We start from the raw sequence: 25,826 nt of genomic DNA, 5'->3' as shown, positions 1-25,826 counted from the left end.
GTATGTCCGAGTGAGACAGCCTGTATAGACCGTTATCTATGAAAACGTTCCGCTTCTATCCAAAACAGGCGGAAGACTTTCGGAATAGAGTAGAGGGAAGAGGTGAAGCCAATGAAAAAGAAAGTCACCATCGCCGCAGTTGGCGACATCCTCATGTGGAAGGAGCAGGTGGCTTGCGCCAAGCTGACTTCGATGGATCAGTATTCCTTTGCGGAGATGTTTGCTCCCGTCGCCCCTATCCTGTCAGGCACTGATCTTGTCATCGGCAATCTGGAGACGACGTTTTCCGGCAAAGGCCAGCCCTACCAGATCGGCTCGGCACGAACTGGCTATCCTCGGTTCAACTGTCCCGACGAGCTGGCGCGCGATCTTAGACAAGTCGGCTTTGACATCGTAACAACCGCAAACAACCACTGTCTGGACGGAGGGCCAAACGGACTTTGCCGCACACTGGATGTCCTGGATCGCTACAAACTGGCGCACACAGGCACGTCCCGCTCCCCGCAGGAGGCGAGCACTCCTTTGATCCGGGAAGTAAACGGCATCCGCATCGGGTTGCTTGCTTACACGTACGGAACGAACAAACAGGTCATTCCCGCGCACATGCCATGGCTCGTCAACCTCATCCGCCGGGAAGCCATTTTGCAGGACATCGCGGCCATCCGCCCATTCGTCGACCTCGTAATCGTCGCCCTGCATTTTGGCGTGGAATTCCGCTACACCCCGACAGCAAACCAGCGCCTGCTCGTGCAAAGCCTGCTCGACCAGGGCGCAGATGTCATCCTGGGCGCACACCCTCACGTGCTCCAACCCGTCGTCACTCCCGCAATTCCCCTTGCGGATGGCAGGAAAAAGCGTACTCTGGTCGCCTACTCGCTCGGGAATTTCACCTCAGAGAAAATGCTGCACTTCGCTCAGTCACAGGTCGGGGCAATTTTGCGCTTTTCCGTGGAAAAGGACGCGCAGAAGCAGGTCGCCATCCGTCAAATCTCCGTCATTCCAACCTACTGCCAGCGCTACATGCAGGACAGCCGCATCCGGTTTCGGGTGATTCCCATTCGCTCGTACCTGAAGTATCCGGACATGAACCTTCCCCTGCTGCAACGAAAGAAACTGCTGCTTCTCTGGAAACGCGCGATCCAGATTATCGGTCGAAAGCCAGGCATCCTGATCGAGTAAAAGGGGGCGCCAATAAAGCCCCTTTCCTCTTTTCCCGGCTATGGGTCTTGGCTGCCCCTTCATTTGTTGGCAAAAAAAAGGGGCGACTGCTGTAGCAATCACACCCTTTGCTCCCTTTCCCGGCTTATCGCATTCACTTTTGATAGACCGCCGTCTGCTGCAAGGAAGCATCTTTGTCGGGCACTTCTGCAGACAGCACCTCGCGCAACAATTGCTCGGCCCGCTCGATGCCCCAATTTTTTACGAGAGCCATTTCGCTTGCCATTAGCTGTTGGGCATTGTCCAGCATCAGCTTGTCGCTGGTGCCCAATACTCTGCCCTGACTGATCCGCCACAAGTCCCGGATCACTTCGGCCTGCTCAAAAATATCGCCGCTCTTCATTTTTTCCGTATTCTTCTTGTATCGCTGTTGCGCATTCAACGTAGAGTCAGGACGCTCTGTCCGCATGACAGCCAACACTTCGTCCAAAATGTCAGCGTCTACGACCATGCGAATGCCCAGTGTGGACATTTTTTCAACGGGGACCATGATATTCAACTCTTTTTGCAGCATGTGGAGCACATAATAGAGCTGCTTTTCACCCAGAAATTCCTTTTCTTCCAGCGCCTCGATTACGCCTGCCCCGTGCATCGGGTAAAAAATCTTGTCACCTACTTGAAACATACGTCCACCTCCTGCAATGCGATCTTCTTCATTATAACACAGTTTTCGAATTTAAAAATTTTTATTTTATCATGCACTTTTATTTTAAGTCAATATTTAATTTTGGATAAAAATGCATGAAAAATGGGTGAAGAAAGCCTACTGCCCACAAGGAGTCTTTTTTGCTGTTTGGGTAACTTTCCCGTGCTTTGCGCGTCTAACCAGTCAGAGAAAGGATGACGCTTGATGAAAAAAACGAGACAACTAGCCCTGGCAGCAATGCTCCTTGCCGCATCCGTATGCTCACCGTTAGCCTCGCCAAAAGCAAGTGCAGCAAGCACCACTTCGACCACAACGAACACTGCCGCCCAACTCTCGAAAATATACCGGATCAGCCTGGATGGAAAAAAGCAAACGCTCATCGCGCAGCTCCCCGCTGTGCACCGCGCGAGCATGTCGCCGAGCGGTCGGTTTGTGTATGCGGAAAAGCAAGGCTTCAAAAAAGGGGAACCGACCATCTTCTACTTGTATGACAGCAAGACCAGGCAACTGCGCCAACTGAGCGGTTTTGCCAAGTGGGCACAGAAAAAGGACGAGCTTCTCCTGATGGAACAGGCCAGCCTGTACCGCTACAACCCGCTCACGAACCAAAAAACGCTGCTTGTCAAAGGGACTGCCGACACACCGATTCTCGATTATGCGCTTGCACCGGACGGCCACTACCTCACTTTTATCCAGTCGGATCTGAAGGAAGCAAATTTGCAAAAGCGCCACAAGCTTTACCTGCAAGACATGAATACGCTGAAAATGAAGGTCAACGACCAATTTTCGCTCCCTGCTGAAGAAAAAAGCACGCAGGCGGTAAATCTGCTCTACTGGATACCCACGTCCAAAAAAGTGCTGTACAAGGCAAACGGCACCATTAAAGAGCTTGATTTGCCGACAGGGCTCAAATACACGCATTCGATCAAAAGCTTTCCTTCGTATTCGAACGATATGAAGCTGCGCTTCGACGTCAAAGAAGGGCACGGCTTTATGACCGACCTGCAAACAGGCAAAAGCGTGCCGACCGCCGAGCACCCTCATTCCGTGTACATTGACCGTGATTTGACCAAAGTTTTCTGGTCCCCGACCGGACATAACTATGTCGCTGAAAAATTTCTCTCCACCTCCAATGCCCAGGATGCGAACGAGCAGCTTGTCATAAAGACGGCGAATCAAACGTTTACCTACCCGCTCGATGGCAGTCCTTATTTGGATACCATCGACAACATTCAATTTTTGGGATGGGCGGCAGATGGCAAGTCATTTTTTGTCGGAGATTTGGACTCGGTGCACATGAGCCGTTTTGCAGGGTGGTAATCGCGTGTGAGGCAGCAGAAGGGGCAAAGGCTTCCTGCAACAGTGGTTGTGGAGCAAGAAAAAGAGAAGGAGCCGCAGCTTTTCTGTTCATGACGGGCTGTGGCTCAAAAGATTGAGGCGTAGATAAGGTTATTTCTTCTTGTGTTGTTAGAATGACAGCCAGAACGGACAGCCAAATGATTGCGTATATTGCGATTATTTTTTGACCGCCCTCTCTTATCCCCCAGACTCATCTTCCCCACCCCGAACACAGCAAAGCATCAAACGAGTTGGAAATGGAAGGAGCTGAAAATCATACCCATATTCAATTTGCTGCGGGAAAATATTATGTGGATGTTAATAAAAAAAGTCACGACAAGCGACGGGAAAATCCGCGTGAATCACTATGACTATGTTCTCGTTTACAAAAATTTGGAATGGAACGTATTAAACAACCGAATCACGTACACAGGTGAATGACATCATGATAGCCTATGTTTACTTCGTCTCCAAGTGGGATGACAGATTCATTGACATCCACGAATAAACAAAAATACCCCGCAAGAAGGACACAGGAAAGTGACCGTCTTGCGGGGTACTGTAACTCACCGATTCTGCGTCTGTTTGGTACGATAAAACTCATTGAACAGCTTCATCAGCGCCCGCTTCTCGATGCGGGAGACGTACGAACGGGAAATGCCAAGCTCCCGAGCGATTTCCCGCTGTGTCTTTTCTTTGTCCTGATCCAGGCCAAACCTGCCGATGATGACCTCTTTTTCCCGTGCGTCGAGGATGTGGATGTGCTGATAAATTTTGTTGGATTCCAGCTTGAGCTGTACCGCATCCACGACTTCGCCCGTGCCCTCTACTTGCCAGGATTTAGCGAACCTACATTTCTTGAACCAGGATTATTTGTCTTTTGTATCGGTAAGAATGCTAGTTAATAGAATGGCGGCAATCAATGATAGGAGCCACTCTATTGTGCCGTTTTCACTATCAAGACTAATACTATTTACAGCAAAATGAATGATAATAGTGAGTAGTAATACTACTAGTAATTTTAATATTTTCATTTAATAAATCCCCCCAACTAATAAACACTATCTTAGCACAAAACTTAAAATTAGAAAATTATTAATCATTTGTAAAATAATTGAAAATTTTCGTTTTATGCTTTATTATATTTACTGTAAATTATAACCAAGAAAGGTGAGTTTAGTTACTATGAAAAAAGTACTATTATGCCTATCTTCCCTAGTATTATTACTAACGTTAGCAGTCACCCCTTCATTTGCAGAAAAGAGATTCCTGAAGCGTACACTGTTAGACAGTACGGAGGAATTTAAGAGTTTAATGGAGGAAAACGGAGAGATTGCTTTCATCAACCAAAAAGACGTTGACTTAGCGGAGTTAAGAAAAGAAATTCCATTCGGTGGGCTTATTGTAAAAGAAGCCGAGAATTCAGCATTCAATCAAGCAAATAAAGATCAGAAGTTTACTTATTTCGGATCTTTTAAAGACAGTGACGATAAAATTGTACCAGTCTATCTGACTTCTGACAGTGAATTATCTGAGAAACAATTCAGAGAAATCGGAAAGGAGATATTAGACGAATATAAAGATAAGAGCGAAGAAAATATTGAGATGAATGAAAGTAAAAATCCATTAAGAGCACCTACCCTCCAATACTACCCAACAAGTAGGGCACTTAAAATTAATGTATCGGAGGATGGTAAAGTTTTTTGGAATACGGAATATCGAGTATCACTAGCGTTGCATTAATATAACCAGAACAAACACAATATTCAGTATTTTTATATTGAATATGGAAGACACAAAAAAATCCTTTACAATGGAATGGTCAGGTAGTTTCTGTCCAAATCCACTGAAAGGATTACATGTATGGACAAGAATACCTTATTTTCGTCATTTGGTAAATGGGTTTCGCCTATTTTTTCGAAACGTTTTTTTGAAGATTTGGCTTCTAGTGATCACGACAAGTACGTCAAAAAGCTGACGACCTCCGCCTATCTCCTGTTGTTTCTGCATGCTCACCTTCAGCAGCGAGAAGGATTACGGGCGATTGCAGATGACGCGTTAGGAAGGAAATTTCAACAAGAACTTGGCTTTACCTCGATCAGTCCTTCCCAACTTTCACGCAAGCATCAGCAGTCTCATTCCAACCTGTTACAACGTGTGTTCAGGGACTTGGTTCAACGGATTCGGCTATGCTCTCTTCCCCCAGCGATGAAACGTGATTTTCGCATCGTAGATGCGACCACGATCCCTTTGTGCCTCCATACATACAAGTGGGCGACCTTTCGTGAGACAAAAGCGGGAGTAAAACTTCACTTCCGGGTCGCATTTGCTTCTTCAGAAGACGTTTATCCGGAAAGGGTACAACTGACGCCAGCACGTGTTCATGACCGGACTCAACTCGATACGCTCGTAGACCATCCGGGTACAACGTATGTGTTTGATCGAGGATTTGTAGACTACGCCAAGTTTGACGCGTTCTGCGAACGCCGGATCTTCTTCGTTACGCGAGTAAAGAAGAAGGCAGCTATCCGGTATCTGTTTGATCGTCCGGTTTCCGAAGGGAGTTCCATCAAAAGAGATGGTTATGTACAAATGGGGACACAGCAAAAGCGAATGAAACATGTCCTTCGCCTCATAGAGACAACCGATTCACAGGGAAATCCCCTCCTGCTGATCACGAATCGATGGGAGTTATCTGCCGAAGAAATCAGCGAGATGTATCGGAGTCGCTGGGCCATTGAAATCTTCTTTAAATGGTTGAAGCAACACGTGAAAATCACTTCGTTTTACGGAAAAAGCCAAGAAGCGGTTCTGAACCAAGTGTTCATTGCCCTGATCGCCTTTTGCTTACTTCTCTTGGCCAAAATCTTCTCTGCTTGCCAAGAAAGCTTGTTGCAAATCTATCGGTGGTTACGTGTGATGCTCTGGGAGGATAGCCGAATCTGGTGGGAGCGATTAACCTCGAAACGAAGAAAGCCTGATCCATAAGCAGGAAGGAAACAGTTGTGTAGCATCTGGTTTAAGTGTATATAAATGCCAAATGGACGGAACTACCTTTGTGGGTCACTCCGTTCTTTAGCCATTTGGAAGTGGAATTTAGTTCAGAAAAATCAGTTTATTAATCCTGGCGAATTTTATGCAACGCTAGTGATCGAGTATATATAGGTGGGACAACTACTAAAATAAATTATTTTTATTTAAGAGCAGATCATAAGAGTAAAACTTCTACTGATATTACTGGCTTTAAAGCTCAATGGTGGCCAAGATGGCATTCTTACACAGATTTACTAGATCCAATGCCGGTTTCATCTAAAAACAGAACCAGTCAAGTATCAATCACCATTCCGGCCGCTATCACTTGGGTAACAGATATTAATAGCGATGTAAAAATTGAGAGTACGTTTGATCAAGTAGATGACCATGCAGTATGGTATGTAACAAATCCAATGCCGATTGGTCCATATAAGCAAACGATGCCAAACTTCAGTTTTTCTCAAGGTACCCATATTGAGGCAGATAGAAGCAGAGATGGTTTTAGAATGAATGTGAATTATGACATTTGGAAAAGTAACTCACATAACATTAATTCATCTCCATGGTTGTGGTGGGAAGATATGATCTATTTTGTATTAAGTGACGATGATTTGAATTTTAATGACTAAAAAATAGCGCCTAGGGCTACCTAGCTACGATTAGCAAAAATCATGTGAACGCTCACCAAAATGTTGACCACTTTGCTCATCATAAAGTTACCCACCTGACAGTTTGAGCACACGTCATCATTTTCACACCTAATTGCAAATGTTTTTCTGAGCAAAGGATCGTCAGGGGCTTGCGTAGCAAGGGGTTTACCCTTTATCCTTGACGATCCTTGGTGCAGGAAATAAAATGCTGCTTTGTGTGAAAAAAAGCATCGCAGGTGGTCAACTCGAAGATGATCGTTTGCTCCAAAAATGGTCAACTTTTTGATTAGCATTCACAAAATCACCCGCAAGTAGGTCAGTGACCATCTTGCGGGTGACTTATTGGTTTCCAGCTTCCGTTAGCACGCACCCACTCACCGATTCTGCGTCTGTTTGGTACGATAAAACTCATTGAACAGCTTCATCAGCGCCCGCTTCTCGATGCGGGAGACGTACGAACGGGAAATGCCAAGCTCCCGAGCAATTTCCCGCTGCGTCTTTTCTTTGTCCTGATCCAGGCCAAACCTGCCAATGATGACCTCTTTTTCCCGTGCGTCGAGGATGTGGATGTGTTGATAAATCTTGTTCGATTCCAGCTTGAGCTGGACGGCGTCCACCACCGCCGCCGGAGCCATTTCTGCAAATTAGGTCTTTTGGGAGATGATTACCCGAGATAGGTTCTAAAGGTAAGCCGCTCTCCAAACTCTATGTAGAACTGCTTCAAGCCAGAGACAGTAATTGGTTATGTATAGTCAAACATGCCTTATCGAGAATGTTTTGTAATAATACAAAAACAAACCAAAGAACCAAGAGCTCCTCCGGCAAGTAATCCTAGTACGAGAAAAGGAGCATCTAAATCTGGTTGCACCTGCACTTGCTAATGGGGAAGAACATAATATCGAAAGGCAAATAGCTTTCGAGTCTTTTTCTAAATTTGAAAAAAATATTCAACTAGCAAAAGATTTAAGTGACGAAGAGATCGCCAGAACTGCATTTGAAAATCTAACTCCAGAAGCTCAGCAAAAGTTTATAGATTTCATGATTAAACAAAGCAAACAGGGAAACTCTAGTTTATTGGAGTTTCATGAAAAAGCAGTTGGTAAAATTTCAATTGATACCCTAGAACGTGCAAATGTAAAAACAAAAACGATTTCTAAAAATATGGTGGCTAAAGCTGCCAGTGAACCACTTGACATTCTGTCATCTCGTCTTGATAGATTAAATTTGCCTAGACCTGTTTACTACTCAATGATGGCTGTTGGTGGAGGGATTGCAGCTGCTGCGGTTAACGGCCCTTTGCCAATCGGTGATATTATTGGTGTAATCACTGCTATAGGAGCTGGGGTAGTTGTTGGAATCTATTGGGATGAAGTGGAAGGTAAGTTTGAAGGGATTGTAAGTGCGTTTAAGGCTGCATTCAGTTCTATGGCAAATAAGATAGATAAAGCATTTACTTCACTTTATGCCCAAGCAGTTATATATTTTGCTGATGTTCCAAAAAATTGCTGAATAAAGATGGGGACGGAGTTGATCTCGGAAAATTTACTGACAAAGTTAGAGGGCGTACAGCTTATCGAGATCCTAAAACAGGCTGGGAGATAGACAAAGATAGGGCAGGAGGAAACAGTCATGGAGGAAGGAAGCGCTTGGAAGTTAAAAAATCCTGCTGGAAAACGAGTTGCCACTCTTAACGATGAAGGCAAAATTCTGCGTGACTAATAATCTAAGATGGGAGATACTATGACCAAATTTGAAACTGTAGTAAAGTCGCTTTGGAATGAAGAATGGGATATATCCATTGATCCTAACAGGGATTCAGACTCAAGTACTGTGCTGTTAGAACATAGCGAAATCGTTTTCGAAAAATTTTCCAGTCAAAGTTTAATCATTGACAGATTTCCAAGAATAATTGAAGATAACTTCAAATTTTCTGCGCTAAATGTAAACTTTTCCATGGTTGAAGATAAACAAGCTCTTAAAGAACTTTATATGAAAGAAGAGGAAAAGTATCAACGGCTGTTCAAATTACTATGGGCTTATGATTCTGTATGGGTTGAGACCTCTCTACGAACCGAAAATGCTGAACGTATAAAAGAAGTATTACATGACGAAACAAAAGAGCGTCGTGTGATTACTCTTCAAGATACCCTGAATGAGGGGGATACTGACTATTTAAAAGTTGACCATGTAGCAGATTTAGAAGTTTTACTAGAATTAGGCTTACGTGAAACGGTTTCTACCGTTTTTGTCTTTGAAAAGTTAAAGATTTGTATATGGTCTAACTATGATCTAAATATGCCCGCTTATATCGGTAATCTTGACAGCCAAGAACTTCTTCAAACAATTGCTACAACTGAAGGTCTTTATTTACGCCCTTTTATTAAGTAGTTGGTTGATAATGTCAACGCCGACAAGTAAAGTCGGCGTTGACAACAACCGTCATACTCCGTACTGAGCATAAAGAAACCAGCAACCATATCCCGCAACAAGATAAATGATCGCTCTCAGTGGCTTGGGCAGCCGAAACAAAATTTTACCGAATGCCAATGTCATCACGAGCAACGGTACCGCTACCCATAAAATTAACTTCAAGATGCCACCAACTATAAGGTCAACGAACGGTTCCATAGGTTCCATACTCACTCCTTGTACACTTGGAAAATTCCCCCTTTCCTCATTCCCTTCAACCGCAAAAAATAAACAACCTATCCAACGAACGAACAATAGACTGTTTGCAACTCGCTCAGAAATTTTTGCCTACGCACGGGTGAGAACTGTCTGTACGATGCTCTTGGTGTTCTTGAGCAGGCGGGCGATGTCTATGTCTTCAAACGAAAATCCTTCTCCGTTCGCGGGACGTAAAACTCGCACTGGCGGTCGTTGAGGCTGGACAAAACATCCTCAGTTGAAACCACTGCCACTCCTTCAGTCCCGATATGTGGCTTTCTTTTTTACTCTCGAAATATTTCCAATTCTCGATTACTATAGATAAAAATGATTTGAAAGGAACTGAAGTATGAAAGTAATTACGCTTTGTGGTTCCACCAAATTCAAAAAACAATTTGAAGAGGTAAATGCAAAACTTACTATCCAGGGGCATGTTGTTATTAGCTTAGGGTTCTTTGAACAAAGTGAAGGGATCGAAATAACGCCTGAGCAAGAGGCACTATTTGAGTTGATTCACTATAAAAAAATCGATTTAGCTGATGAGATTTTTGTTATTGATGTCACCGCCGAGATATAATTGACCCAGGTTCGCCGGAAAGAAAATGACCCACCCTTAGCGAATATATCCCCTTCGGTATTAACGGCCAAGTTAATTTTCGGAGGGAGACACATGCTAAGGAGTGGGATAGTGATATCGTTACATACCATGAGGGCAGAAGGCAAGAGTATTCGTGAAATTGCCCGTCTAACTGGGCATTCTCGAAATACAGTTCGCCGATATCTCCGGGGTGAATTCATTCCCGAAAAGGGAACCCGTAAATCTCGTGGTTCCAAGCTTGATCCATTCAAACCGTTCCTGCAGGAACGTCTTCAAGAAGGTATCTATAACTGCGAGGTTTTATTCGATCTTCTACAAGAAAAGGGCTATACCGGGGGACGTACCATCTTGAAAGACTATGTGAAGGATTTCCGTCCTCCCAAACAAGTTCCCGCTGTTCTTCGTTACGAGACAAAACCCGGTGAATATGCACAGGTCGACTGGGGACTGTGTGATTACGTAGATTTGGACGGTACCGTCCGAAAAGTGCCGGTATTTGTCATGGTACTGGGGTACTCTCGTTCCACCTATATCGAGTTCACAAAGCGTTGTGACATTCACAGTTTTCTTCGTTGCTTGATTCATGCCTTTGAATATTTTGGAGGTATCCCAAAAGTCATGCTGACCGACCAGATGAAAACCGTCGTACTGGGCATGGGAGATGATCGAAAACCTCGCTGGCACCCGCTTTTTGCTGACTTTGCCGCAGCGATTGGGCTTGTTCCAAAAGTATGCAAAGTTCGTCGCCCCGAAACAAAGGGAAAAGTGGAACGAGGCGTTCAATACGTAAAAAACAACTTTCTTCCTGGCAAACGCTTCGTTGATTTACAGGATCTCAATCAACAAGCCCTACACTGGTGCGAGCGGATTAACCGCCGTATTCATGGAACAACTGGCGACCGCCCCTTTGACCGACTCCGTGAGGAAAATCTGTCGCCCATCCCTTCAACTGAACGGTGGGAAAAATACTTACATGAACCAAGAAAGGTCAGCCGAGACGGATTTGTTAGCTACGATGGTGTACGATATGGCGTTCCATGGAGGTACAGTGGACGTGAGAGTACCGTTCGCGAAGTGAATGGGTGGGTGGAAATCTGGGCCGACGGCACATGTATTGCTCGACATCAAAAGGTCTATCGATCCCGCACCACTGTTTTTTGCGAAAACCAGTACGCAGGTCTTTCGACCGCTCAAGGATATGCCTATCCACGTCCACAAGCCCGACAGATTTCACCGCAACAAGTGGAAGTACGTTCGCTGGACGTCTATGAGCAGCTGACGGAGGTGGGAGCATGATTGAACTGGAACAGGCGCGACTACGCCTCGAGGAACTTGGGCTTCAACAAGCGGCTCTCCTTTTGGATGCTCACTTGGAAGCGGCAAGTCATGGACAGCCCACTTATCTGTCCTTTCTCAACACGCTCCTTGATGCCGAGATAGCGGAACGTCAAAAGCGGAATATGGAGGTACGCACCAAACTTGCCCATTTGCCTTACCGCAAAACACTAGAGGAGTTCGATTTTGCTTTCCAACCTAGTATTGACGAACGATTGATTCGAGAGCTGGCCACGATGACTTTTGTAACCCGACACGAGAATGTCTTGTTCTTAGGACCTCCCGGAGTAGGAAAAAGTCATTTGGCGGTGGCGTTGGCTGTAGAAGCCATCTCGCAAGGGATATCTGTTTACTTTGTCAGTCTATCGCATCTCATCGAGGATCTGCGAAAAGCTTACATGGAGAACAGACTGGATAAACGCATCTGTATCTATATTCGCCCAAAGCTCCTCGTGATTGACGAGATTGGATACTTGCCGTTTGACAGTTTGGCAGCTAACCTCTTTTTCCAGGTAGTAAGTGCAAGATACGAGAGAGGGAGCATTCTGTTGACCAGCAACAAGAGCTTCGGGGAATGGGGGGAACTGATGGGCGATCCGATACTTGCTACAGCTATTCTGGATCGGCTCTTACACCACTCCCACATCGTCAACATTAGGGGGAATAGTTACCGACTTCGTGAAAAAATGAGGACTGGAGCCTACGGCTCTCCCTCTACCACCTAACCAACAAAAAATCGCCGGGTGGGTCAGTTCTAAACCGGCGAGGGTGGGTCAAAATAAAGTCGGCGTTGACAATTGACGTAAATAAATACATTGGAGAAAGTACTAGAAAAGAAATTGAATATGCAAAACGAAAGGGTAAGGCTATCACTTACTATTCTTCAAGTGATTTCATTTAATTGATACCTATCAAACTGTCAACGCCATTTGGCCGACCGGATGCTTGTCCCGCTCAAACGATGCTACGATTTTTTTCGTTCTGGGAGCAGAGCAAAAGGAGTACCCGAAGGCACTCCTAACGTTTTCATATAGTAGCAAGCATTTGTCGCACTTGCTACGCAACATTGCCGGATACGACAGTACATTTCACTCCAACTCAGCCATATTTACAGGAGAAAAAACCACTAGCCCGAAACCCGCTAGCGGTTTCTATCCGATTCATTTCCCCTGCGTCTGCTTCGTCCGATAAAACTCATTAAACAACTTCATCAACGCCCGCTTCTCGATGCGGGAAACGTACGAACGGGAAATGCCAAGCTCGCGGGCGATTTCCCGCTGTGTTTTTTCCTTGTCCTGATCGAGTCCAAACCTGCCGATAATCACTTCTTTTTCCCGATCATCGAGGATGTGGATGTGCTGATAAATTTTGTTCGATTCCAGCTTGAGCTGGACCGCGTCCACCACTTCGTCTGTTTCGGTACCGAGCACATCAATAAGCGTAATCTCGTTCCCTTCCTTGTCCGTTCCGATTGGATCGTGCAGAGAAACATCCTTCTTCGTTTTTTTCAGACTGCGCAAATGCATAAGAATCTCGTTTTCGATACAACGGGCCGCGTACGTAGCCAGCTTCGTTCCCTTTTCCACCTGGTAGCTCTCGATCGCCTTGATAAGTCCGATCGTGCCGATAGAGATCAGGTCTTCACTGTCTTCACCCGTATTTTCAAATTTCTTCACAATGTGCGCCACCAGCCGCAAATTGTGCTCAATCAGCTTGTTGCGGGCGTACGGGTCGCCTTTTGCCATGAGGCGGAGGTACTTTTCTTCTTCCGTATCCTGAAGAGGCTGGGGGAACGCGTTGTTCTTGACATAAGCGACAAACATGAGAAGTTCCTTGAACACAAGGGAAAGCGCCGCGATGATGCTGGACATGGCTGCCACCTCCACGTCTGGATAGCTTACTTCTATGCTTATGTGGGCGAATACCCAGATGTGCAAGTACCAACGGAAAATCGGCGTCTGCATCCGCGCGGGCTTGCCTTTGCATTTCAGGAACTGACGATCTGACTCGGTTGCTGCAATCGCAAAAGTGGCTCCTGTACCTGTTCCGGCTCCCATCGTCGAGGTGATACGCAGAGACGTCATAAATGGTTTGATGATTGGCATTCACAGGGGCGGTACATTTTTGTAATGCCACAATGGTTCCAACTTCACAGCTTCGCTTGTAATGCGAGGTCTGTTGCCTCAATCAGCTCAAACATGATAGAAGGGGGCAGTGGGAGAACTGTTTTAAGTACGGGGTAATCCCCAGGGGCTGTCACGTTCTCCCGGCTACCGCCATCATAGAACGACCAAGAAAAAAGGGGCTGTCCAGAAAGTCAGTGTAACCTGACTGCTGGACGCCCCGTTTTTATTAATGTGAAAAATAGGCACAAAAAAATCGCCACATCCTGTAGAATGGAAGTTACCACACCACCAACTCAGAAAGGGCGATTTTTTTGCGTAATCGAACGACTACTACTGAACAGTATATCACGGAACTTTCACTTCCTCTAGGGGATATAGAAAAGAATAGGATTGCCAAACGAAAACTTGCTCCTACATTCAAATCTTACGACAACAAGCAAATCCAAATGATTCTGGATTTGGAATTGTATATCCCGCCCCATCATGTGGCACGTGTCATTGATGAGATGATCGAGGCCATTCCAGACAAGCAGTTGTTCGCGCATTATACAGGGGGCGGTCGCAGCTCCTATCATCCGAAAATGCTGCTGAAAGTCATTCTTTACGGATACTCGCAGAAAGTCTATTCCTGCCGTGGAATCGAAAAGCTGTTGCAAGAGAACATCCCTGCCATGTGGCTGGCTGCGATGCAACAGCCCGACTTTCGGACCATAAACGAGTTCCGTGGTGTACGCATGAAAGCTCTCATAGACGAGTTGTTTGAAACCATGATTCAAAAGCTGATTGCGGACAATTACATCACGATGGAAAACTACTTTCTCGATGGCACGAAGATCGAAGCCAATGCAAACAAGTATTCCTTTGTATGGAAAAAGTCCGTACTTCGCTTTGAAGAGAAGCTGAAGGAAAAGATCCAGGAGACCCTTGCCCATATTCATAGCCTTACCCGACAAGAGGCTGGAGAGTATGTCGCTGTCCATTCAGAGGAACTCCCTGCCAAGCTCGAAGAAGCCGCCGCCGCATTGGAGGAAAAAGTCGAAGAATTGACGGAACAAATCGCTAACACAAGTGAGAGTGCCGAACGGAAAATCTTGCGCCAAGAGCGTAGTGCCCTGAAGCAACCCCTAAAACAAATCCGTGAGGATTTTCTTCCCCGCCTGACGAAGTATGAACAGCAAAAGGTCATCTTCGGTGAGCGCAACAGTTATTCCAAAACAGACCCGGATGCCACGTTTATGCGAATGAAGGAAGACCACATGAAAAATGGGCAGTTAAAGCCGGGATACAACGTGCAAATAGCCACGGAAAACCAGTTTATTTTGTCTTACAGCCTTCATCAACGTCCAACGGATACGCGATGCTTCATTCCACATATGGAACGACTGGCTGCGTCTTCTTTACCGATGCCAAAAACGGTCATTGCCGATGCGGGCTATGGCAGTGAGGAAAACTATTTGTATGCAGTTGGAGAAGAAAAAGAGCCGCGTTTTGATTTTCTCATTCCCTATAGCAACTACATGAAAGAGAAAACGAGAAGTTACCAAAAAGATATACGACATGCATCGAATTGGACGTACGAAGAGTTGGATGATCGATTCATTTGCCCTAACGGCCGAAATGTTCCATTTAAGAAATATCAAACGAAAAAAACACATTCTGGTCTGGAACAGAGCTTCAAGATTTATGAATGTGAGGATTGCAGGGATTGCCCACTCAAGTCAGCCTGTACGAAAGCAAAAGGAAACCGCCAGGTACACTGGAATACGATCTGGGAAGAGTTGAAAGCAAAAGCCAAAGGAGCCCTTGAGGATGACGAGAAGTCCGCTATCTATTTTCGGCGTAAAGTCGAAGTCGAAAGCGTGTTCGGTCACATCAAGGGCAATCGGTCGTTCCGCCGATTTTCCTTGCGAGGGTTGGATAAGGTTCATACAGAGTTTGGGATTGTGGCTTTAGCCCACAATCTACTGAAGGTGGCGAGCATCCGCCTGACTGCCTTCATCAATAAAGAAACGAAGGAACTAAAAAAATGGACGGGAACCTTTCGGTTTTCCGCCCATTTTTTATTTTGGGGACTTATTGGACAGCCCCTACTAATACGAAGGGGCTGTCTCAAACTACCATGGCCTGACAGCCACCACATTGAATGAAAATGTACTTGGCCTGTGAACCTGCTGATTTCATAATAAAATTAGCAGGTCACAGGCCGATACTTTTTTGGTGGCAATAACCCCGAGTCTCAAACCGGCCGACTGCACCTACGAGCACCGCCGATTGTTACCATGAGTACGTGTATAAAAATACTTTGCTTCGGGTGCATGGCCTGCATCATTTTCTACAAAGGAAGTGATGGGAATGGATGCAATATTAGAACGATGTGCTGGACTCGATGTACACCAAGAGACGGTGGTAGCATGTGTTATGTATGGTCCTTTGGACAGAAAACCGAAACAAGAAACCAAGACTTTTTCTACCACTACCAAAGGACTCCTTGAACTTCACGATTGGCTCCATCAATACGAATGTACGCACATTGCAATGGAAAGCACAGGAGTATACTGGAAACCGGTATGGAACGTTCTTGAAGGGAGCTTTACATTGGTACTCGCCAACGCTAAGAGAATCAAGAATGTTCCAGGTCGAAAAACGGATGTAAAAGATGCAGCTTGGATTGCTCAATTACTCCGCTGTGGGCTGATCACTCCCAGCTTTGTTCCGCCCGAAAATATTCGAGATTTACGCGATTACACTCGTTATCGGAGAAAGCTGCTCGGTGATGCTACGGCGGAAAAAAACAGAATCCACAAGATTTTGCAGGATGCCAACATCAAGCTGACAACATATGTGAGTGATGTATTCGGTGTATCCGGAAGAGCCTTACTCGAATCGATTGTGAACGGTGAGGTGCTAAGTCCAGACCAAGTAAAAGATCTAGTCAAAACATCACTGAAAAGAAAAGTTCCGCAACTTATAGAGGCTTTGAATGGTCGAGTTCGAGCTCATCATCGAAAAATAATCGGGATGCACCTCGATCACTTGAGGTATCTCGAAGAACAAATTAGGGAAATCGAAAAAGAAATCGACAGGCTCCTCAGTCCTCATTTGGACATTGTTGAACAACTCATCACCGTTCCGGGGATTCAAAAGGATGCGGCGGCGGTCATCCTAGCAGAAATCGGATACGATATGTCTTGTTTTCCATCGGATGCCCATCTCTCATCATGGGGAGGTTTAAGTCCAGGGAACAACGAAAGTGCGGGCAAGAAAAAAAGCTCCCGAACCACGAAGGGAAACAGGAGCTTGAAAGCCGTACTTTGCCAGGCAGCTTGGGCCGCGAGTAAATCGAAAGGCACTCGGCTCGCTTCGTTTTTTTATCGCATCCAGAAACGAAGAGGCCAGAAAAAAGCTACGATGGCCACGGCTCACCTCATATTACGTATTATATATCACATGTTGAAAAATAACATAACGTATCAAGAGTTTGGATGGGATTACTTACAAGATCAGGATCGAGTTGTTGATTATTGGATCAAGAGAATTGAATCACAAGGGTTCAAGGTAATGATTGAACCAACTGAGGTCGTGTAAGTAAATACCATATTTTGGATATATCTAGCAACCAACTGTAGTCCGTCCCTTTTTTTGCTTTTTAGGGGGGGCATTTTCGTATAAAAAGTCGATATTTCCACTTTGAGATACCCCTTTGTATGTCAGAAACGTTGATATAGCAATGTTTCAGATTTTTAAACGTTAGCGGATTTGCCCTTTTTGGAAAGCCCCTAGACAATCTTTTTGATGGCATCGAGTACCCGGTCTGCTTGAAAAGGTTTCACCACAAAATCTTTTGCGCCAGCCTGAATAGCATTTAGAACCATTTGTTGTTGTCCCATAGCAGAACACATTATCACTGATGCATTGGGATCGATTTTCTTAATGCCCTTTACGGCATCTATTCCCTCCATCACAGGCATTGTAATATCCATTGTAACTAAATCAGGCTTTAATTGTGCATATTTTTCTATTGCCTCCAGACCATTCTCAGCCTCACCAATTACCTCATGCCCGCCTTTTGTCAAAATGTCCGTTAACTGTAGTCTCATGAACGCAGCATCATCAACGACTAATATTCTAGCCATAAATCACATCTCCTCAACCTTTTGTCCCAGTAACATATACCCATTTTCAATAGGGAGTAAACAATAGCAATGGAATACTTGATTGGAAAGGATTCATGTAATAAGGAGAGCATACCTGTGTTTAACAAAATAAAAGTACATACTTTGGCAATCGAAAAGGGCAGACCATTTTCGAAAATGAAAAAAGCATTGCCAGCTAGCTAACCAACACTTTGCTCTTCTATTTGCGGAACAGATAGGAGAGAGATGAAAGGAATGCTGGCAATGGCTCAACAACACAATATCTAATACTTACGCGATGTAAAAGATCAATCCATCTCCCAGATTGCGAAGCAAATGGCGTCTCTGATTGGAACAAGAATTTGCAGGGGAAGAAGAAATCCGGAAAACGACCGCCCGCACCATGAAGGAACTGGGCCTTAATTCGTGCATCATCTGTTCTGAATCAGCAGTTCACAGCGAATGCTCCCGATCAAATCTGGATGGCAGATATCAACCTGCTTTCCAACGTTGAGAAATAGCTTTATGTTGCGCGAGCGTGATGGACTTGTAACCATCGGATATGCTGCACCGGTTCGATACGAATGGATGTACGCCCGAGATCCACCTAAATAAATGATAGAATCTCTTGATATATATTAGGTAAAGACACTTGGCGATCAGCGTACCCCGCCTCATAAACAGCTTTAGGCATACCATATACGATACATGATTCTTCAGCTTCAGCGATCACATGCCCCCGTTGCCGCTTCACTTCACTACAACCAATTAACCCATCCGTGCCCATTCCTGTAAGAATAACGACCAATAAACGGTCGCGATAAATCAAAGATGCGGAATGAATCGTAACATCAATGGATGGCTTGTACAATTTGCTCTCATCCAGCACAATTTTCAGTATGGTCTTTCCGTCATTTGTTTTTTGAAATAAAGTTTGATACCCTGCAGGAGCAATATAAATGATCCCTGGCATCACAACATCGCCATCTTCTGCTTCTTTCACTCTTAAATTACAAATAGTATCGAAACGGTCTGCCAAAGGTTTGGTAAATCCGGGCGGCATATGTTGTACAACCACAATTCCTGCCGGAAAGTCCGGCGTAAATCGCGGCAGAATGGATTGTATGGCAGACGGTCCACCTGTGGAACATCCGATAATGAGCAGATCAACGGAAGCGGAGCCCGGTTTCTTTTTTTCTTTCACTGCTTCTTTTACAGATGCAATATTGTTCCTTATGGGTAATTTTGCACTGGCAGCGGCCTTTACCCTCATCAGAAAATCGTCAATGATTTTAGGTTCCGCAGGATCCTTCATCAAGGAGTTTTTTGAAAAGAAGTCTATCGCACCTAATTGTAATGCAGTTAGAGTGGCTTCCGCTCCTTCGTCTGTTAGTGTGCTCAGCATTACGACGGCTACCGGATGGTATTTCATGATTTGTTCCAAGGCGGTTATCCCGTCCATTTCCGGCATTTTCACATCCATTGTAACGACATCCGGTTTGAAACGCTTTATCTTTTCTATTGCCTCCAGGCCATTGCGGGCGATTCCTACGATAAAAAAATCCGGATCCTTCTCAAATAAGAGGCTGATGGCCCTCCTCATGAATGAAGAATCATCGACGATCAGCACACCGTACCGATTCAATTGCCTTTGCCTCCTTATAAAAATGCCGAAAGCTGGCGTCTCATCAAAATGCCGAACTCTCAACGTCCGCTTTTTGGTAATAAAATGCCGCCCGAGCATTTATTGTTGCAAAATTGATGTTCATGCCCGTTATCGTTTCAGCATGTCCCAGAAATAAAAATCCACCCGAATTTAAACGATCGTAAAATTTCGCAACGACCCGGCGTGTTGTTACGGAATCGAAATAAATAAGCACATTTCTACAAAAAATGATATCAACTTTTTCGACCGCCGCCATATCCTCATCATCTAAAAGATTCGCATACCGGAATTCAACCCTGTCTTTAATGAAGCTCTTGATATGAAAGCCTTCATCTTGCGGAATAAAGTATTTATCCAACATCTCCTTAGGAGTCCGGCGGAAGCATAGCGAATTTTTATGGTACCACCCGCGTCTTGCAATTTGCAGAACTTTTTTATTGATGTCGGTTGCAATGATACGTACAGATTCCAGAGGTACAATCCCTGATTCTGCGATTGTCATCGCCAAGCTGTAAGGTTCTTCTCCCGTTGAGCAAGCTGCACTCCAAATCCAAACACATTCTTTATTCCGAAGTTGGGGAAGAACCGCATCCCTTAATTCATTTAGCTGGCTCTCTTCACGAAAAAAATAGGTCTCATTGTTGGTAATGAGTTCAACAAGGTTATTCCATTCTTGCTGGTTCCTTTTTAAGAATTCGGTGTACTCCCAGTACGACATATTTAGAACGGATAGTCTCTTCGACACTTTTGATGCAAGCGATGAAAGATTGCCCAAGTAATTCAGCCCGCAAAAATCATATATCATTTGCGCCAAATCGTTTAAGCACATATCATTATCCCGAATTTCGTTTTTGAACTCCATATTCATGAATGTTCCATCTCCCATATGAGCAGCGCATTGACAAAGTCCTTAAAGCTATCTCAATGGTTCAATTTAGAGAATAATAAAGAACTGATACTTTCCGTCGAACGAGTTAGGCTTGCACTATTCGAAGTGAATGATTAATTGTCGTGGATCGGTCTGCCAATTCTCGTGCAACCCCAACCATCCTTTCCACGGCCTGAATATTCTGTTGGACAACCTGTTCCGTATTGGAAATCGTCTGATCGAGCTTGTCCAATTCTTTCAGTTGAAATTTTGTTGCTTCCGTTACTTCTGCAGCCTGCTTTGCTACATTTTCGACGCCGTTTACAATATCATTTCCGTGTTTTCCCTGTTCCACTGCGGCTGCGGTAATCTGACGCACCTGTTCACGGGTATTCACTACACCCTTGATGATTTCTTCGACGCCGACGGCCTGTTCCTTCGTCGCCTGAGTCACCATAGCGGCCTGTTTTGTTACATTGTCTACCGCCCTTGCGATATTTTCACCTTGCTTAGCCTGTTCGCCAGTTGCTACGGTAATCTGAAGCACCTGCTCACGGGCGTTCGCTACACCCTTGATGACTTCTTCGACGCCGATGGCCTGTTCCTTCGTCGCCTGAGTCACCATAGCGGCCTGTTCTGTTACATTTTCTACCGCCCTTACGATATTGTTGCCTTGCTTTGCCTGTTCGCCAGTTGCTACGGTAATCTGAAGCACCTGCTCACGGGCGTTCGCTACACCCTTGATGATTTCTTCGACGCCGACGGCCTGTTCCTTCGTCGCCTGAGTCACCATAGCGGCCTGTTTTGTTACATTGTCTACCGCCCTTACGATATTGTTGCCTTGCTTTGCCTGTTCGCCAGTTGCTACGGTGATCTGACGCACCTGCTCACGGGCGTTCGCTACACCCTTGATGACTTCTTCGACGCCGACGGCCTGTTCCTTCGTCGCCTGAGTCACCATAGCGGCCTGTTTTGTTACATTGTCTACCGCCCTTACGATATTTTCGCCTTGCTTAGCTTGTTCGCCAGTTGCTACGGTGATCTGACGCACCTGCTCACGGGCGTTCATTGCCCCCTTGATAATTTCCTGAACACCGGCAGCCTGTTCCTTCGTCGCCTGAGTTACCATAGCGGCCTGTTCTGTTACATTTTCTACCGCCCTTACGATATTGTTGCCTTGCTTTGCCTGTTCACCAGTTGCTACGGTGATTTGACGCACCTGTTCACGGGCGTTCGCTACACCTTTGATGATTTCTTCGACAGAGATGGCCTGCTCCTTCGTCGCCTGAGTCATCATTTCTGACTGAATGGTTAAGTCGCCTACGGATTTGACGATTAGTTCGCTTCCCTTGGCCTGTTCAACGGTAGCAGAAGTGATCTGTCTGATTTCATTCGTAATTTTTTCGACTCCAGTTACTATTTTTTCGATGGCTACACCTGTTTCATCCGCCAATCTGTTTCCTTGTTCGACTTTTACCATACCAATCTCGATAGCTTTGATGGCATCGGTTGTTTCACTTTGAATCCCTTTGATTAATTGGGCGATTTCTTTTGTGGCTTTTGCGCTTCTTTCGGCGAGCTTCCTCACTTCATCGGCAACAACTGCGAATCCTTTTCCGTGTTCGCCCGCCCTTGCAGCTTCAATCGCGGCGTTAAGTGCCAAAAGGTTGGTTTGCTCGGCGATATCGTCGATGACTTCAATAATGCTTCCGATTTCTTCTGAGCTTTTCCCCAGATTGGTCATGACGCCAGAGGCCTGTTTTACGACATCCGCAATTTCTTTCATTCCTGTGATGGACTGACTAACCGCCTTTTGTCCATCTTCGGCATCCGTTTGAACCTGGCTTGTAAGTGAATTCACATTTTGCGCATTGTTAGCCACTTGTTCAATCGAAGCCGCTATTTGCTGAATCGATGCAGAGGTATCTCCGGCGATTTGCTGCAATTGGTCTGCATTTGCGGCAATGCCGCGAATCGATTTTCCCATCTGCTCAATGGATACGGAGATTTGTTCAACCGAACTTGCCGTGCTTTCAGCATTTCCGGCTACTTGCTGAATGGAAACGACCATTTCCTGGATGGCATTCGAGGTTTCTTCCGCCGAGGCAGTCAAGCTCGCCGCATTATCGGCTACACCTTTGATCGACTGTCCCATTTCTTCAATGGATGCGGAAATCTGCTCCACGGAACTTGCCGTGCTTTCAGCATTTCCGGCTACTTGCTGAATGGAAGCGACCATTTCCTGGATGGCAGTCGAGGTTTCTTCCGCCGAGGCGGTCAGGCTTACCGCATTATCGGCTACGCCTTTGATTGACTGTCCCATTTCTTCAATAGAAGCGGAAATCTGCTCCACGGAACTTGCCGTGCTTTCAGCATTTCCGGCTACTTGCTGAATGGAAGCAACCATTTCCTGGATGGCAGTCGAAGTTTCTTCCGCCGAGGCGGTCAGGCTTACCGCATTATCGGCTACGCCTTTGATCGACTGTCCCATTTCTTCAATAGAAGCGGAAATCTGCTCCACGGAACTTGCCGTGCTTTCAGCATTTCCGGCTACTTGCTGAATGGAAGCGACCATTTCCTGGATGGCAGTCGAAGTTTCTTCCGCGGAGGCGGTCAGGCTTACCGCATTATCGGCTACGCCTTTGATCGACTGTCCCATTTCTTCAATAGAAGCGGAAATCTGCTCCACGGAACTTGCCGTACTTTGGCTATTTCCAGCTACTTGCTGAATGGAAGCGACCATCTCCTGGATGGCATTCGAAGTTTCTTCCGCCGAAACGGTCAAGCTCGCAGCATTATCGGCTACGCCTTGAATCGACTGTCCCATTTCTTCAATGGATGCGGAAATCTGCTCCACGAAACTTGCCGTGCTTTCAGCGTTTCCGGCTACTTGCTGAATGGAAGAGACCATCTCCTGGATGGATTCCGCGATTTCATTCGCGGAAGCAGCCAGACGATCTGAATTATTGCTTACCCCTCCAATGGATTTCGATATCTCCTCAACTAGACCGGATGTGGACTCAATAGATGACGACTGCTGTCTGGTCCCATGAGAAATCTGTTCCGTAATTACGAAAAGATCCTTCAGATTTTGCTCTAATCTTTTTGAATCTGTTATAGCCGCTTCAATGGTTTCAGAAACTCCTGCAACTTTCATGAATTTGTGAGTAAGTTTTTTGGTCAAAGTACTCATTGACTGTTTTCCTCCCATTTTCAACTTCGTTGATGATGAAATTCATATCCAACTTGTTTAACAAGTGATCCAGACGAAGCAATATAATGAGACGATTGTCCATTTTACAGATTACTCTCATATAAGCCGTTTGTTCAGTAACGATCATGTCAGGAACCGGTTGTAATAATACGCTGTTTTTTGGACTTTATCGGTTCTTTCAAAAATTGAATTCTAAGATCGATTACGGGTATGATTTCCCCGCGAAGATTGATAACTCCGACTATGGATTTGGGTGTTTTGCAATCGATGGGCAGATATCAACGATTATCCCCTCCATTACTGTGAAAAATCGATATGGTTAGACCACATCATCTGTGACTTCGGACTCGATAGACTTAAAGTTATTTGCCAATTTGAATACTCCGGTTACGTCCAAGATCAGCGCTACGCTTCCATCACCTAGAATTGTGGCCCCCGAAACGCCTTCGACCTGTCCGATATAGGAACCTATGGATTTTACTACAATTTCTTGGCTGCCGACCAATTCATCGACAACCAGACCGAGTCTTTTTTCCGCCAGTCCAACAACCACGATAAATACATTTTTGGCATTTGTATTACCGGAAGGCATTCTAAAATAATCGTGAAGCCTTATAAGAGGAAAAACTTTATCTCTGATTTGTACAACAGCTTGTCCCTTGATGGAGCGTATTTCTTTTTTAGACATGCGAACGATTTCGATCACGCAACTCATGGGCAGGGCATAAATTGTATTATTTAACTTAATCAGAAGCCCCCGAACAATAGCTAAAGTTAAAGGCAATTTAATCGTAAACTTCGTTCCCTCGCCCAAACGGGTTTCTACATCGATTAAACCGTTTAATTTCTCGATATGATTTCGGACAATATCCATTCCGACTCCGCGTCCCGATATATCGCTGACGGACTGGGCTGTGGTAAAACCGGGAAGAAAAATAAGATTAATCAGTTCCTGTTGTGACATCATTTCGGCATTTTGAGCAGGAATCAGTTGTTTGCTAATGGCGGATTCTTTTACTTTCTGCGCGTTTATGCCTGCCCCGTCATCCTCTACCGTCAATACCACCTGATTTTCTTGGTGGGATGCCTTAATCGTTATTGTGCCCTTGGGTGATTTCCCCAGTTTTTTTCTGACTTCCGGTTCTTCTATGCCGTGGTCCATGGAATTTCGGATCAGGTGAATCAATGGATCTCCAATTTCCTCTATGACAGTCCGATCCAGTTCTGTTTCTTTCCCCTCAAGCAGCAGATTGACTTCCTTGTTTAACGTTCGGGACAAATCCCGTACCATTCTTGGGAACCGGCTGAACAACTGCTCAATGGGAAGCATTCGTGTTTTCATTACGGATTCTTGAAGTTCCCCGATAATTCGGTTGAAATGATTGGATATTTGCTCCAGATCATCAATTGTTTCGTCCGTGGAATAACGGTCGCGCATCAAACTTCCGACTTGGGCGATTCTTGTCTGGTCAATGACCAATTCGCCAACCAAATTCATAATGTTCTCCAAGAGATCGACATCAACACGAACCGTTTGCCCTATTTTCTTTCCTTCCGTTTCGCTCTTGCTGGGGGTTTTGTTATTTTTCTCCACGTCCTTTTTGGCTTCTGTCAATGACACAGTAAGATCATCCGAGCTGTGATTTGAGACAGGCGTCACTTTGACATCCTCAACATCAAGAAGCTCGCCCAATTTATGCTGAATAATTTCAGGATCCAAACTAGTTGTGATGATACAGGCGATTTCATTAAAGGTTGCTTCTTCGGTTATGCTATCCAGGTCTGGTTCCATCGAAATAACGGACGCACAATTTTTTAAATGGTTTATTACAATGTGGGCACGAGCAATTTTCATCTCGCACTGATCGGATAAACGGACTTTACATATCCACTTCGTTAATTCCTGTCTTTCATCCGCAGACAGATTACCCTCCGATCCAAAATTTTCTTCCAACCTGTTTTCCAACTGCTGCAATTGATGCACGATGGAATCGACATTCGTTTTTGTTGCACCTTCCTGTTCAATCTCTTTTTTTAACCCGTTTAAATGATCCAAACATTGAAATAAGATATCTACAACCTGTTGCGTCACCGGCAAATATTGATTTCGGATCTTGTCCAAAATATTTTCCATTTCATGGGTTAATTGTTTCATTTCCTCGAAACCCATCGCAGCCGATGAACCTTTTAAAGTGTGAGCAACCCGAAAAATGCTTTGTATGATTTGCGGGGACTCGCCTTGCAGTTCCAAATTCAGAATTTCCCGTTCCAGCAATTGAAGTTGTTCTTCCACTTCAGATAGGAAGACTCCCATCAGTTCCGAACGATTCATAT

At 45.1% G+C, this 25,826-nt stretch carries 19 protein-coding genes and 3 pseudogenes; 12 read left to right on the top strand and 10 right to left on the bottom strand.

What is annotated here, in order from left to right; genetic code table 11:
• Positions 1–111: 111 nt before the first annotated feature.
• On the top strand, positions 112–1,179 hold the full coding sequence (locus AAFJ72_RS07915) for a CapA family protein (protein WP_432776678.1): 1,068 nt from the start codon (positions 112–114) through the stop codon (positions 1,177–1,179).
• Positions 1,180–1,312: 133 nt separating this feature from the next.
• Here the strand turns inward: AAFJ72_RS07915 and AAFJ72_RS07910 are convergent, their stop codons facing one another.
• Entirely contained in the window at positions 1,313–1,843 is a 531-nt protein-coding gene (locus AAFJ72_RS07910; RefSeq protein WP_432776677.1) for a CarD family transcriptional regulator, read from the bottom strand.
• A gap of 225 nt (positions 1,844–2,068) precedes the next feature.
• On the opposite strand from AAFJ72_RS07910, the gene AAFJ72_RS07905 reads away from it, so the two are divergent.
• Positions 2,069–3,184: a hypothetical protein gene (locus tag AAFJ72_RS07905; protein WP_432776676.1), complete on the top strand. Its 1,116-nt coding sequence runs from the start codon at positions 2,069–2,071 to the stop codon at positions 3,182–3,184.
• A 584-nt stretch (positions 3,185–3,768) separates the two neighbouring features.
• Here AAFJ72_RS07905 and AAFJ72_RS07900 read toward each other — a convergent pair.
• Positions 3,769–4,023: pseudogene (locus AAFJ72_RS07900) on the bottom strand (sigma factor-like helix-turn-helix DNA-binding protein); the annotation flags it as partial.
• 364 nt (positions 4,024–4,387) lie between these two features.
• Here AAFJ72_RS07900 and AAFJ72_RS07895 point away from each other — a divergent pair.
• The 3 genes from AAFJ72_RS07895 to AAFJ72_RS07885 all read left to right on the top strand — a co-directional run bounded on the left by AAFJ72_RS07895 (position 4,388) and on the right by AAFJ72_RS07885 (position 6,864).
• The gene (locus tag AAFJ72_RS07895; RefSeq protein WP_432776675.1) at positions 4,388–4,945 is read left to right on the top strand and encodes a hypothetical protein; all 558 of its coding nucleotides are present in this window, start codon (positions 4,388–4,390) and stop codon (positions 4,943–4,945) included.
• A gap of 120 nt (positions 4,946–5,065) precedes the next feature.
• Positions 5,066–6,190 (top strand): IS4 family transposase, encoded by a 1,125-nt coding sequence (locus AAFJ72_RS07890; protein WP_432774378.1) that lies wholly within the window; start codon positions 5,066–5,068, stop codon positions 6,188–6,190.
• A 308-nt stretch (positions 6,191–6,498) separates the two neighbouring features.
• Positions 6,499–6,864, top strand: coding sequence for a hypothetical protein (locus tag AAFJ72_RS07885; protein WP_432776674.1), 366 nt, complete (start codon positions 6,499–6,501; stop codon positions 6,862–6,864).
• A gap of 395 nt (positions 6,865–7,259) precedes the next feature.
• Here AAFJ72_RS07885 and AAFJ72_RS07880 read toward each other — a convergent pair.
• A pseudogene (locus AAFJ72_RS07880) lies at positions 7,260–7,505 on the bottom strand (sigma factor-like helix-turn-helix DNA-binding protein); the annotation flags it as partial.
• A gap of 418 nt (positions 7,506–7,923) precedes the next feature.
• Between AAFJ72_RS07880 and AAFJ72_RS07875 the strand changes: the two are divergent.
• The 5 genes and pseudogenes from AAFJ72_RS07875 (at position 7,924) to istB (ending at position 12,210) form a co-directional block, all read left to right on the top strand.
• Positions 7,924–8,394 carry a hypothetical protein gene (locus AAFJ72_RS07875; protein WP_432776673.1) on the top strand — a complete coding sequence of 157 codons (471 nt, stop codon included), beginning with the start codon at positions 7,924–7,926 and terminating at the stop codon, positions 8,392–8,394.
• Positions 8,395–8,625: 231 nt separating this feature from the next.
• Positions 8,626–9,273, top strand: a complete 648-nt coding sequence (locus tag AAFJ72_RS07870; RefSeq protein WP_432776672.1) for a hypothetical protein — start codon at positions 8,626–8,628, stop codon at positions 9,271–9,273.
• A 628-nt stretch (positions 9,274–9,901) separates the two neighbouring features.
• A pseudogene (locus AAFJ72_RS07865) lies at positions 9,902–10,126 on the top strand (hypothetical protein); the annotation flags it as partial.
• Between the two features lie 96 nt (positions 10,127–10,222).
• On the top strand, positions 10,223–11,446 hold the full coding sequence (istA, locus tag AAFJ72_RS07860; protein WP_432776059.1) for an IS21 family transposase: 1,224 nt from the start codon (positions 10,223–10,225) through the stop codon (positions 11,444–11,446).
• Positions 11,443–12,210, top strand: coding sequence for an IS21-like element helper ATPase IstB (gene istB / locus AAFJ72_RS07855; RefSeq protein WP_432776671.1), 768 nt, complete (start codon positions 11,443–11,445; stop codon positions 12,208–12,210). Before istA ends, istB begins: the two co-directional genes overlap by 4 nt.
• Before the next feature lie 435 nt (positions 12,211–12,645).
• Here the strand turns inward: istB and sigK are convergent, their stop codons facing one another.
• Positions 12,646–13,356: an RNA polymerase sporulation sigma factor SigK gene (sigK, locus tag AAFJ72_RS07850; protein ID WP_122905981.1), complete on the bottom strand. Its 711-nt coding sequence runs from the start codon at positions 13,354–13,356 to the stop codon at positions 12,646–12,648.
• Positions 13,357–13,922: 566 nt separating this feature from the next.
• On the opposite strand from sigK, the gene AAFJ72_RS07845 reads away from it, so the two are divergent.
• On the top strand, positions 13,923–15,758 hold the full coding sequence (locus AAFJ72_RS07845) for an IS1182 family transposase (protein WP_432776670.1): 1,836 nt from the start codon (positions 13,923–13,925) through the stop codon (positions 15,756–15,758).
• Between the two features lie 205 nt (positions 15,759–15,963).
• Entirely contained in the window at positions 15,964–17,196 is a 1,233-nt protein-coding gene (locus AAFJ72_RS07840; protein ID WP_005833250.1) for an IS110 family transposase, read from the top strand.
• Between the two features lie 191 nt (positions 17,197–17,387).
• Here the strand turns inward: AAFJ72_RS07840 and AAFJ72_RS07835 are convergent, their stop codons facing one another.
• The 6 genes from AAFJ72_RS07835 to AAFJ72_RS07810 form a co-directional block, all read right to left on the bottom strand.
• Positions 17,388–17,744, bottom strand: coding sequence for a response regulator (locus AAFJ72_RS07835; RefSeq protein ID WP_025847145.1), 357 nt, complete (start codon positions 17,742–17,744; stop codon positions 17,388–17,390).
• Positions 17,745–18,351: 607 nt separating this feature from the next.
• A complete protein-coding gene (locus tag AAFJ72_RS07830) occupies positions 18,352–19,389 on the bottom strand; it encodes a protein-glutamate methylesterase/protein-glutamine glutaminase (RefSeq protein ID WP_432776669.1) in 1,038 nt (345 codons plus the stop codon).
• Positions 19,390–19,432: 43 nt separating this feature from the next.
• Entirely contained in the window at positions 19,433–20,278 is an 846-nt protein-coding gene (locus tag AAFJ72_RS07825) for a CheR family methyltransferase (protein WP_432776668.1), read from the bottom strand.
• Positions 20,279–20,384: 106 nt separating this feature from the next.
• Positions 20,385–23,471 (bottom strand): methyl-accepting chemotaxis protein, encoded by a 3,087-nt coding sequence (locus AAFJ72_RS07820; RefSeq protein WP_432776667.1) that lies wholly within the window; start codon positions 23,469–23,471, stop codon positions 20,385–20,387.
• A 149-nt stretch (positions 23,472–23,620) separates the two neighbouring features.
• Complete coding sequence (locus AAFJ72_RS07815; RefSeq protein WP_432777159.1) at positions 23,621–23,695, bottom strand: hypothetical protein; 75 nt, start codon at positions 23,693–23,695, stop codon at positions 23,621–23,623.
• Between the two features lie 116 nt (positions 23,696–23,811).
• A complete protein-coding gene (locus AAFJ72_RS07810) occupies positions 23,812–25,824 on the bottom strand; it encodes a chemotaxis protein CheW (protein ID WP_432776666.1) in 2,013 nt (670 codons plus the stop codon).
• Between the last annotated feature and the right edge of the window lie 2 nt (positions 25,825–25,826).

Origin of the sequence: Brevibacillus gelatini (assembly GCF_050920745.1) — a bacterium.
In the GTDB taxonomy this organism is placed as follows: Bacteria; Bacillota; Bacilli; order Brevibacillales; family Brevibacillaceae; genus Brevibacillus; species Brevibacillus gelatini.
Note: the sequence above shows the minus strand (reverse complement) of the source record. Positions and strands in the feature narration are given on the sequence as shown.